The sequence below is a fragment of the Kitasatospora sp. NPDC057500 genome (assembly GCF_042802195.1).
GTDB lineage: Bacteria > Actinomycetota > Actinomycetes > Streptomycetales > Streptomycetaceae > Kitasatospora.
On record NZ_JBHVER010000288.1, the window covers coordinates 1 to 7,945 of the forward strand.

Here is a 7,945-nt window from a genome sequence, read left to right on the forward strand (position 1 = left end):
CTTCCGGGGAGCCCGTCCGGCCGTCCCGGGCCTCAGCCGAGCAGACGGAACTTGGTGGTCGGCACGCCCTGGATGCTGGCGCAGTCCAGGTTCGAGGTGGTGGCGCTGTAGGTCCAGCCGGCCGGGACGCTGCACGCCCACATGCCGTTGACCGGGATGCGCAGGTGGAAGGTGGTGGCCAGGACGCCCGACGACTGGCTGCACGTGGTGCTGTGGCCGACGGAGTCGTAGGTGAAGCCGGGCGCGCCGGTACACGCGGTCAGCCCGTCGACGGGTGTGCGCAGGTGGAACCGCGCCGAGTTCCAGCTGCCGCCGCCGCTGCAGGTGCGGTCCATGGACACCCCGTCGTAGACGTAGCCGGACGGGACGGAGCAGGCCCAGGTGCCGTCCAGGCCCGTGGCGGTCGTCGTGGCGGCGGAGGCGGTGGTCGCGGTGGCCGCGCCGGAGAGCAGCAGCGTCAGTGCGGCGAACGCCGCGGGCAGGGCGGTGCGTGCGGTGCGTGCGACGGACATGGTTCTCCTTCGGTCGTGTGAGCGTTCACTGCCGCCGACGGTTCTAGCACGCACGGCGTGCCGGCGGCCCGGTGCTCCGCCGCGGACGATCACTCCGCCGCCCGCCGTCTACGTACGGTCGCGCACCTCCTCCGGTCCGCGTCAGCCGATCAGCGCCGCCGCGTCCTGCCGTGCCTGGCGCAGCCACTGCGCGCGCTCGGCGCCCGAGGAATCGGTCACGGTGCGGAACACCCGTCTGCGAACGTCCGTCACACCGACGTAGGGCAGCACGCACGCCGCCCAGATCCGCTCCAGCGGATCCCCGAACTCCTCGCGCTCCCGGGTCTCGGGGGTGTCGGAGGTGTTCAGCACCAGCGCCCGCCCGGCCCGCAGCAGCCCGACCGGCTCCCCGTCCGCCGTCCCCAGCTTGTACGCGACGCCCGGCACCATGACCCGCTGCACCCACCCGGCGAGCACGGCGGGCGGCATGCCCCACCAGTTGGGGTGCACCAGCACGAGGGCGTCGAGGGCGGCCACCTCCTCGCGGTGCAGGGCGAGCCGGGCGTCCCCGGCGGTCCCGCTCGCGGCCACCGTCTCCGTCTCGCCGGCGGTGAGCAGCGGGGAGAAGCCCTCGGCGTAGAGGTCGTGCGCGACCACTTCGGCGCCGTGCTCCCGCAGCTCGTCCACCACGGCGTCGAACAGCGCGTGGTTGAAGCTCCCGGGCTTCGGATGCGCCAGATAGACCCCGACCCGCATCTTCACAACCTCCCCTTGCGCCCCTCCGGACCGGCTGATCCTAACCCCGGTAGGGTCGGTCGCCGTGACCGCCACCGAGCCCGAATTCCTCACCGCCGCCCGGACGTTCTACGACGCCGTCGCCGCCGACTACGCCGACCGCTACGGCGGCGCGCTGGCCGCCGCGACCTGGGACCGGGCCGTGCTCGCCGCGTTCGCCGAACTGGTCACCGCGGCCGGTGGCGGCCCCGTCGTCGAACTCGGCTGCGGCCCGGGCCGGATCACCGGCCACCTGGCCGCCCTCGGCCTGGACGTCTCCGGCCTGGACCTCTCCCCTCGGATGGTCGACCTGGCCCGCGCCGCCCACCCGCAGATCCCCTTCGGGGTCGGCTCGCTGCTCGACCTGCCGTACGCCGACGGCGAGCTGGCCGGAATCGTCGCCTGGTACTCGATCATCCACACCCCGGCCGAGCAGCTGCCGAGGGCCTTCGCCGAGTTCCACCGCACCCTCGCCCCGGGAGCCCCGATCGTCCTGGCCTTCCAGGCCGGCGAGGGCGCCCTGCGGATCGAGGACCCCTTCGGCTACCCGGCCGCCCTGGACTTCCGCCGCCAGCAGCCCGATCACCTCGAAGCCCTGGCCACCGAGGCCGGCCTCAAGGTCACCACCCGCCTCGTCCGGGAGCCGGGGCCCGATGAGCGGACCCCGCAGGCCTACCTGCTCGCCCACAGGGCAGGGTGAGCGGGGCCCGGCCTCACCGTCGGTGGCGTGCCGTGACCGACCGCACGGCGGGGGGACCGCCCGTCCGTGCGGACGGCATGCCATCATCCCTGCATGGGTTCCAACGTTTTCTTCGACATCACCATCAACGACGAGCCGGCCGGCCGCATCGTCTTCACGCTCTTCGACGACATCGTCCCGAAGACCGCGCAGAACTTCCGCGAGCTGGCCACCGGCAAGCACGGCTTCGGCTACGAGGGCTCGTCCTTCCACCGGGTCATCCCGGGCTTCATGCTGCAGGGCGGTGACTTCACCCGCGGTGACGGCACCGGCGGCAAGAGCATCTACGGCGAGAAGTTCGCGGACGAGAACTTCCAGCTCAAGCACACCAAGCCGGGCCAGCTCTCGATGGCCAACGCGGGCCGCAACACCAATGGCTCGCAGTTCTTCATCACCACCATCGTGACCAACTGGCTGGACGGCAAGCACGTCGTCTTCGGCGAGGTCGTCGACGGCATGGACCTCGTGACCAAGATCGAGAGCCTGGGCTCGCAGAGCGGCCGCACCAAGGCCAAGATCACCATCGCCAAGTCCGGCATCGTGGAGTAAGGGCTCGCCCCTTTCGCTCGCATTCGGACGCGGCCCGCACACCGGCGGGCCGCGTCCGCGCGTTTTCGCGGCGGAGCGGGAGCGGGAAGTCGGAGCCGCCGGCTTCCCGCTCCGGTCAGACCGCCGCAGCGACGGCCGCCGCGACGAACAGCACCTGCATCGCCGTACGGGCGGGCAGCGGGGTGACCGGCTTGCCCCGGAGGGTGCCGCCGTGGCGGGCGGCGTGCACGTTGGCCGGGAACATCGCGAGCATCAGCAGGGCGAGTCCGACGGCCGCGTACGGGGCGAGCGGCGGCATGAGGAGGCCGACGGCGCCGGCCAGTTCGAGGACGCCGGTGAGCGTGACCAGCAGCTCGGGGCGGGGGAGCGCGGGCGGGACCATCGCGACGAAGCCGCGCCGGAAGGCGGGCACGAAGTGCGGCACGCCGGTGGTGACGAACATCAGCGCGAGCGCGCCGCGGACGGCCGGCTGCCAGCCGTCGAGGTCGTCGGTGCCGAGGCCGAGCAGGCGGAGGACGGCGAAGCCGCCGAGGAGGGCGATGAGCGGGGCCATGTGGATACTCCAATCTTGTCACTGGCAAGATTCGCTCCGTCGGGTAATCTTGTCAATGCCTAGACGAGGAGAGGGTGCGGGATGGCGAAGGTCGAGAGCTACCACCACGGCAACCTGCGGCGGGCGGTGCTGGACGCCGCTCTGGCGGCGGTCGAGGAGTCGGGGCCGTCGGCCTGGAGTCTGCGGGAGCTGGCGCGGCGGGCGGGGGTGTCGCATGCTGCGCCGGCGCACCACTTCGGGGACAAGGCGGGGGTGCTGACGGCGGTCGCGGCGGAGGGGTTCGAGCGGTTCGCGGACGCGCTGGAGCGGGCGGCGGGGGATCCGTACGGGTCGGGGGTGGCGTACGTGCGGTTCGCGGTGGACCACCGGGCGTACTTCGAGGTGATGTTCCGGCCGGAGCTGTACCGGGCGGACGATCCGGAGCTGAACGCGGCCCGCGAGCGGGCGGGGGCGGTGCTGGCGGCGAGCGGGCGGAAGCTGTCGCCGGGGGAGGGGGCGGAGCGGGCGACGACGCTCGCCGCGTGGTCGGTGGCCCATGGGTTCGCGAGCCTGTGGTTGAACGGGGCGCTGCCGGAGAGCCGGGGGGAGGCGGATGTGGAGGAGCTGGCGCGCGAGGTGTTGAGGGTGGTGTTCGGGGGAGCGGAGTAGGAAGTCGGCGGGGCCGACTTCCTACTCCACGGGGGGAGTCAGCGGACCTCGATGGTGATCGATTCGATGACGACCGGCTCCAGGGGGCGGTCCCCGGGGCCGGTCGGGGTGGCGGCGATGGCGTCCACGACCTTCTGGCTGTCGGGGTCGGTGACCTCGCCGAAGATGGTGTGCTTGCGGTTGAGGTGCGGGGTGGCGCGGGTGGTGATGAAGAACTGGGAGCCGTTGGTGTTCGGGCCCGCGTTGGCCATGGCCAGGAGGTAGGGCTTGGTGAAGAAGAGCTCGGGGTGGAACTCGTCGGCGAATTCGTAGCCGGGGCCGCCGGTGCCGTCTCCGAGGGGGTCGCCGCCCTGGACCATGAAGTTGGGGATGACGCGGTGGAAGGTCGTCCCGTTGTAGAGGGGGGCGTTGGTGGGAGCCCCGGTGGAGGGGTCCGTCCACTCGCGGGAGCCCTCGGCCAGTTCGACGAAGTTGCGCACGGTGCGCGGGGTGTGGAACTGGAAGAGCTTGGCGGTGATGGAGCCGTGGTTGGTCCTGATGGTGGCGTAGTGCTGAGAGCCCATGGCCTGGGGCACCTTTCGATCGAGCGGCCGGACCGCCCGATCCTGTCACGGGCCGCAGCGGAGTTTGAGGTCCCGCCCTCAAGGTCCACCGCTGTCCCGGCGGCGGCGGCGGCCGGCCCGACCGGCCCGACCGGCTCCGGGAAAACCCGATCGAACACCGAATCCCCGATTGCTACGCTGACTGAATGTCATCGGTCAAGAAGTTCCAGGTCACCTTCGACTGCGCCGAGCCCACGCGCCTCGCCCGCTTCTGGTGCGAGGTGCTCGGCTACACCGCCTCGCCGCCGAACGGGTTCGCCACGTGGGACGACTTCGACCGTTCGGACTCGGCGGACAAGGAGCCCCGGTACTTCGCCTGCACCGACCCCACGGGTGAGGGCTCGCGACTCCTCTTCCAGCTCGTCCCCGAGGGCAAGGTCGTCAAGAACCGGCTGCACCTCTGCGTTCGGGCCGGCACCGGGCTCGTGGGTGAGGCGCGCCTGGCCGCGCTGAAGGCCGAGCGTGACCGGCTGGCGGCGCTCGGCGCGGTGTGCGTGCGCGTCATGGAAGCCGACGGCGAGTACGAGTCGTGCATCGTGATGCAGGACATCGAGGGCAACGAGTTCTGCCTCGACTGAGGCTGGGGCGTCACCCGGCCGGGTGGGCGTGACGCCGTTCCCGGCGCGCCCGCCCGCCCGCCCAACCCCCTTGCGGTACCCCTTCGATGCACGCACCCCCGCACCGAAACGGGTACCCATGACCCTCCGCCGTCTGGCGCAGGCCGCCCTGGTCCTCGCCCTCGCCTGCCCCGCCTGGTCAGCCCCGGCACCGTCCTCCCCGACGGCCCGGGCGGTCCTCCAGCCCCCGCTCCCCGTCGAGGACCTCCCTCCCCAGGTCGAGCGAGCCTGCCGCATCTGGCTCGGCCTCGGCTGGCCCGCCAACCTCCGCCCGGTCGACTTCCGCCTCCCCGGCCCGGAGTTCATCCGCGGCAGCAACCCGTACGGCAACCGCAGCGGCGACCTGCCGGCCGGCGGCGTCTACCACGAGTACGACGTCAACCCCCGCCCCACGCCCACCACCCACCGCGACGCCGAGCGGCTGGTCCGCGACGAGGCCGCCGAGCGCACCTGGTACACCGCCGACCACTACGCCAACTTCCGCGAGATCTCCGAGGGTTGCTGACGTGCCCGATGCGCCTCTCGGCCCGGCCCGGTGGGACCTCCTGCCGGGCCGCCCCTGGGCCGGGTTCGCCACCGGCACCCACCGACTCCGCCTCGTCCACGGCGACCGCTGCCGCACCAGGGCCGCCCTCTTCGCCGAGTGGGCGGAATCCCTGGCCTTCCCGGGCTACTTCGGCCACAACTGGGACGCCTTCGAGGAGTGCCTCCGGGACGCCCTCCACCCGCCCGGCGTCGAGACCACCACCCGCCTCCTCGTCCTCGTCGCGGAAGCCGACGCCCTGCTCGCCGACGAGCCGTCCGACCAACTCACCGTCCTCCTCGCCATCCTGGACACCGCCGCCGCGACCACCCTCACCACCGACTCTCCCCTCCGCGTCCTCTTCGCCACCGCCCCGCCCCGAGCCGCCCTCGCCGAACACCGCCTCCGCACGGCCGGCCGCGCCGTCTGACCGCGCCCCGACCGCGTTCCGCGTCCCGCGCAGGGCCGACCCGGGGAGCCCGCGGGCGTGGAGGGCGGGCGGTTCCTCGGACTCCGCCCGCCCCCGACGCCGGCTCGGTGCCTGCCGCAGCGACCGCCCTCAGTGCCCCGCGCGGGCGCCGCCGACCCGTCGACCCGCCGACCCTGCAGCGCTGCGCGCACGACCCGGTCCACCTGGGCGGGCGACCCGCGGATCACGGCCCCACCTCGCCAGGACCGCCGTCGGCCCGGACCCTCGCGCCGTCCGAGGACGAGGCGGCCCTCCACCCCGAGTGGGCCGCCGGAACCGCCCCGCTGCCGGAGGCGTGGAACGGGCACCCGAGGGGGCCTTGCTCCACACGCAAGGCCCCCTCGGCTCCCCGCCGTCAGCCCTCGGCGTCGATCGGCGGCTTCTGCTGCCGCAGCGAGATCCGGTTGCCGTCCGGGTCGGTGGCCTCGATGCGGATGCCGAAGGCGTACTCCTGCGGCTCGGGCGCGTCGAACTCCACCCCGCGCTCGCGCCAGAGCGCGAAGTCCTTCCTCAGATCGTCCGATTCCAGGAAGATCGGGCCGGGCGCGTCCGCTTCCTCCCGCCCGGCCGGCTGGCCGACGGCCGCGGCGTGGGGCCAGAGGATGATCTCGAACGGGTGGTCCGGGGCACCGACGGTCAGGAAACGGCCGTCGGGGCCGGTGTGGTCGATGCGCTTCTCCAGTCCCAGCTGCTCCGTGTAGAAGCGCAGCGCGCGGTCCTGGTCGGTGACGTAGACGGTGGCGTACATGACCCTGGTGAGCACGGTGTCGACCCTTCTCCGGTGGTGTCGTCCAACTGCCTTCCTGACGGATCCCGACCGCCCCGTGTGACAGCCGTCGGCACGGAAAGTCGGCCCGGCCGACTTCCTGCTCCGCGCCCGGTCCGCCGCGCCCGCCGTTCCGCCACTGCGCGTCATCGCCTCACTACCTTGAGCCGCACCGGCGGGGCCGCAACGGAGCCGCCCCGCTCCGGTCGAAAGGAAGTGGACGCATGAAGCGACGCACGGCCACCGTTCTCGGGGCCTGGCTGGCAGCGGCCGCGCTGGCCGTCGGGGTGCCGAACACCGCGCACGCGGCGCACGGGGTGCTGATCATCGACGGTGCCGCGTACCCGGAGCCGAGCGGGTGCCTCCCGCTGGGTGACTTCGTCCGGCCGGTGGTGACCAATCTGACCGATTCGGCGGTCCAGATCTGGACCGGGTCGGGTTGTACGGGCCAGATCGAGGCGATCATCGCCCCCGGCACGGTCTACGCGCCGCTCGCCGGCCGGAGCGTCTACGTTCCTTGACGCTCGGAGCGCGGACCCGGCGCGGGAAGTCGGCCCGTCCGACTTCCTGCGCCGGCCAGTTTGACAACTTCAGTTACCAAATCTGCTATAGTTAACTATGGTTGTCGCCATGACGAAGCCTCAGAAGCCCCGGATCACTCCCGACGAGCAGGCCGAGCTGGCGCGGGCCCTCCTCGACGCCCTGAACCCACTGGCCTCGGCCGTCCGCGCCCGGACGACCGGGCAGCCCGAGCACCGCATGTGGGACGGCGACCCGGCCGACGTGGCGCTCGGCGTGCTCGCCGCCTGGAAGCTGGTGGACGCGGAGGTCAAGCGGCTGACCGAGATCGCGGCCGGCACCGCGGGCGGGTACGGCGCGAGCTACGAGCAGTTGGGTGCCGCCTGGGGCATCACCCGCCAGGGCGCCCGCAAGAAGTGGCCGGACGCCGTTCCCCGTCCGTCGGCCTCCGCCCCGGCCGCCGTCATCCTGGAACTGTTCGACGGTGAGGCCGAGCTGATCCAGGACGCGGTCACCGGGCACTGGACGTGGACGGCCCTGGCCGCCGACGGCTCGCGCGGCGTCCCCGCGCCCGACGCCACCCCGTGCACGAGCCGCGAGGAGGCGGCCGCCTACGCCGGCGCCTACCTCCGCGAGTTCGCCGCTTCCCGCGCCTGAAGCGGGCAGGCCTGCTGCCGGGTCGGCGGCAGCAGGCC

General features: G+C 73.0%; 13 protein-coding genes. 8 read left to right on the plus strand and 5 right to left on the minus strand.

Translation table 11 applies throughout. The features are described from left to right. Window positions 1-32: 32 nt before the first annotated feature. Both ACFU74_RS34540 and ACFU74_RS34545 read right to left on the minus strand, forming a co-directional pair. Complete coding sequence (locus ACFU74_RS34540; RefSeq protein WP_380764073.1) at window positions 33-512, minus strand: hypothetical protein; 480 nt, start codon at window positions 510-512, stop codon at window positions 33-35. A gap of 141 nt (window positions 513-653) precedes the next feature. Continuing rightward, the gene (locus ACFU74_RS34545; RefSeq protein ID WP_380764097.1) at window positions 654-1,247 is read right to left on the minus strand and encodes an NAD(P)H-dependent oxidoreductase; all 594 of its coding nucleotides are present in this window, start codon (window positions 1,245-1,247) and stop codon (window positions 654-656) included. 64 nt (window positions 1,248-1,311) lie between these two features. Between ACFU74_RS34545 and ACFU74_RS34550 the strand changes: the two genes are divergently transcribed. Next, window positions 1,312-1,965 (plus strand): class I SAM-dependent DNA methyltransferase, encoded by a 654-nt coding sequence (locus tag ACFU74_RS34550; RefSeq protein ID WP_380764075.1) that lies wholly within the window; start codon window positions 1,312-1,314, stop codon window positions 1,963-1,965. Between the two features lie 93 nt (window positions 1,966-2,058). Continuing rightward, window positions 2,059-2,553, plus strand: a complete 495-nt coding sequence (locus ACFU74_RS34555; protein ID WP_380764077.1) for a peptidylprolyl isomerase — start codon at window positions 2,059-2,061, stop codon at window positions 2,551-2,553. A gap of 115 nt (window positions 2,554-2,668) precedes the next feature. Here ACFU74_RS34555 and ACFU74_RS34560 read toward each other — a convergent pair whose 3' ends face one another. After that, entirely contained in the window at window positions 2,669-3,106 is a 438-nt protein-coding gene (locus ACFU74_RS34560; RefSeq protein WP_380764079.1) for a DoxX family protein, read from the minus strand. Between the two features lie 81 nt (window positions 3,107-3,187). Between ACFU74_RS34560 and ACFU74_RS34565 the strand changes: the two genes are divergently transcribed. Beyond that, window positions 3,188-3,754: a WHG domain-containing protein gene (locus tag ACFU74_RS34565; RefSeq protein ID WP_380764081.1), complete on the plus strand. Its 567-nt coding sequence runs from the start codon at window positions 3,188-3,190 to the stop codon at window positions 3,752-3,754. 38 nt (window positions 3,755-3,792) lie between these two features. Here ACFU74_RS34565 and ACFU74_RS34570 read toward each other — a convergent pair whose 3' ends face one another. Then, complete coding sequence (locus ACFU74_RS34570) at window positions 3,793-4,317, minus strand: peptidylprolyl isomerase (RefSeq protein WP_380764083.1); 525 nt, start codon at window positions 4,315-4,317, stop codon at window positions 3,793-3,795. A gap of 185 nt (window positions 4,318-4,502) precedes the next feature. Here ACFU74_RS34570 and ACFU74_RS34575 point away from each other — a divergent pair, with 185 nt between their 5' ends. The 3 genes from ACFU74_RS34575 (at window position 4,503) to ACFU74_RS34585 (ending at window position 5,926) form a co-directional block, all read left to right on the plus strand. Continuing rightward, the gene (locus ACFU74_RS34575; RefSeq protein WP_380764085.1) at window positions 4,503-4,934 is read left to right on the plus strand and encodes a VOC family protein; all 432 of its coding nucleotides are present in this window, start codon (window positions 4,503-4,505) and stop codon (window positions 4,932-4,934) included. 118 nt (window positions 4,935-5,052) lie between these two features. Beyond that, the gene (locus ACFU74_RS34580; protein WP_380764087.1) at window positions 5,053-5,478 is read left to right on the plus strand and encodes a ribonuclease domain-containing protein; all 426 of its coding nucleotides are present in this window, start codon (window positions 5,053-5,055) and stop codon (window positions 5,476-5,478) included. Between the two features lies 1 nt (window position 5,479). Continuing rightward, window positions 5,480-5,926: a barstar family protein gene (locus ACFU74_RS34585; protein ID WP_380764089.1), complete on the plus strand. Its 447-nt coding sequence runs from the start codon at window positions 5,480-5,482 to the stop codon at window positions 5,924-5,926. 394 nt (window positions 5,927-6,320) lie between these two features. Here ACFU74_RS34585 and ACFU74_RS34590 read toward each other — a convergent pair whose 3' ends face one another. Beyond that, window positions 6,321-6,728, minus strand: a complete 408-nt coding sequence (locus tag ACFU74_RS34590; protein WP_380764091.1) for a VOC family protein — start codon at window positions 6,726-6,728, stop codon at window positions 6,321-6,323. Between the two features lie 227 nt (window positions 6,729-6,955). Between ACFU74_RS34590 and ACFU74_RS34595 the strand changes: the two genes are divergently transcribed. Together ACFU74_RS34595 and ACFU74_RS34600 are read left to right on the plus strand one after the other, a co-directional pair. Beyond that, the gene (locus ACFU74_RS34595) at window positions 6,956-7,252 is read left to right on the plus strand and encodes a hypothetical protein (RefSeq protein ID WP_380764093.1); all 297 of its coding nucleotides are present in this window, start codon (window positions 6,956-6,958) and stop codon (window positions 7,250-7,252) included. A gap of 109 nt (window positions 7,253-7,361) precedes the next feature. Further along, window positions 7,362-7,907 (plus strand): hypothetical protein, encoded by a 546-nt coding sequence (locus tag ACFU74_RS34600; protein WP_380764095.1) that lies wholly within the window; start codon window positions 7,362-7,364, stop codon window positions 7,905-7,907. Window positions 7,908-7,945 lie beyond the last annotated feature (38 nt).

Excerpts from the sequence above, each read along its gene's own strand:
- ACFU74_RS34540 (WP_380764073.1), bottom strand. The coding sequence starts at position 512 with ATGTCCGTCGCACGCACCGCACGCACCGCCCTGCCCGCGGCGTTCGCC.
- ACFU74_RS34555 (WP_380764077.1), top strand. The coding sequence starts at position 2,059 with ATGGGTTCCAACGTTTTCTTCGACATCACCATCAACGACGAGCCGGCC.
- ACFU74_RS34600 (WP_380764095.1), top strand. The coding sequence starts at position 7,362 with ATGACGAAGCCTCAGAAGCCCCGGATCACTCCCGACGAGCAGGCCGAG.
- ACFU74_RS34570 (WP_380764083.1), bottom strand. The coding sequence starts at position 4,317 with ATGGGCTCTCAGCACTACGCCACCATCAGGACCAACCACGGCTCCATC.
- ACFU74_RS34575 (WP_380764085.1), top strand. The coding sequence starts at position 4,503 with ATGTCATCGGTCAAGAAGTTCCAGGTCACCTTCGACTGCGCCGAGCCC.
- ACFU74_RS34580 (WP_380764087.1), top strand. The coding sequence starts at position 5,053 with ATGACCCTCCGCCGTCTGGCGCAGGCCGCCCTGGTCCTCGCCCTCGCC.
- ACFU74_RS34560 (WP_380764079.1), bottom strand. The coding sequence starts at position 3,106 with ATGGCCCCGCTCATCGCCCTCCTCGGCGGCTTCGCCGTCCTCCGCCTG.
- ACFU74_RS34595 (WP_380764093.1), top strand. The coding sequence starts at position 6,956 with ATGAAGCGACGCACGGCCACCGTTCTCGGGGCCTGGCTGGCAGCGGCC.
- ACFU74_RS34565 (WP_380764081.1), top strand. The coding sequence starts at position 3,188 with ATGGCGAAGGTCGAGAGCTACCACCACGGCAACCTGCGGCGGGCGGTG.
- ACFU74_RS34545 (WP_380764097.1), bottom strand. The coding sequence starts at position 1,247 with ATGCGGGTCGGGGTCTATCTGGCGCATCCGAAGCCCGGGAGCTTCAAC.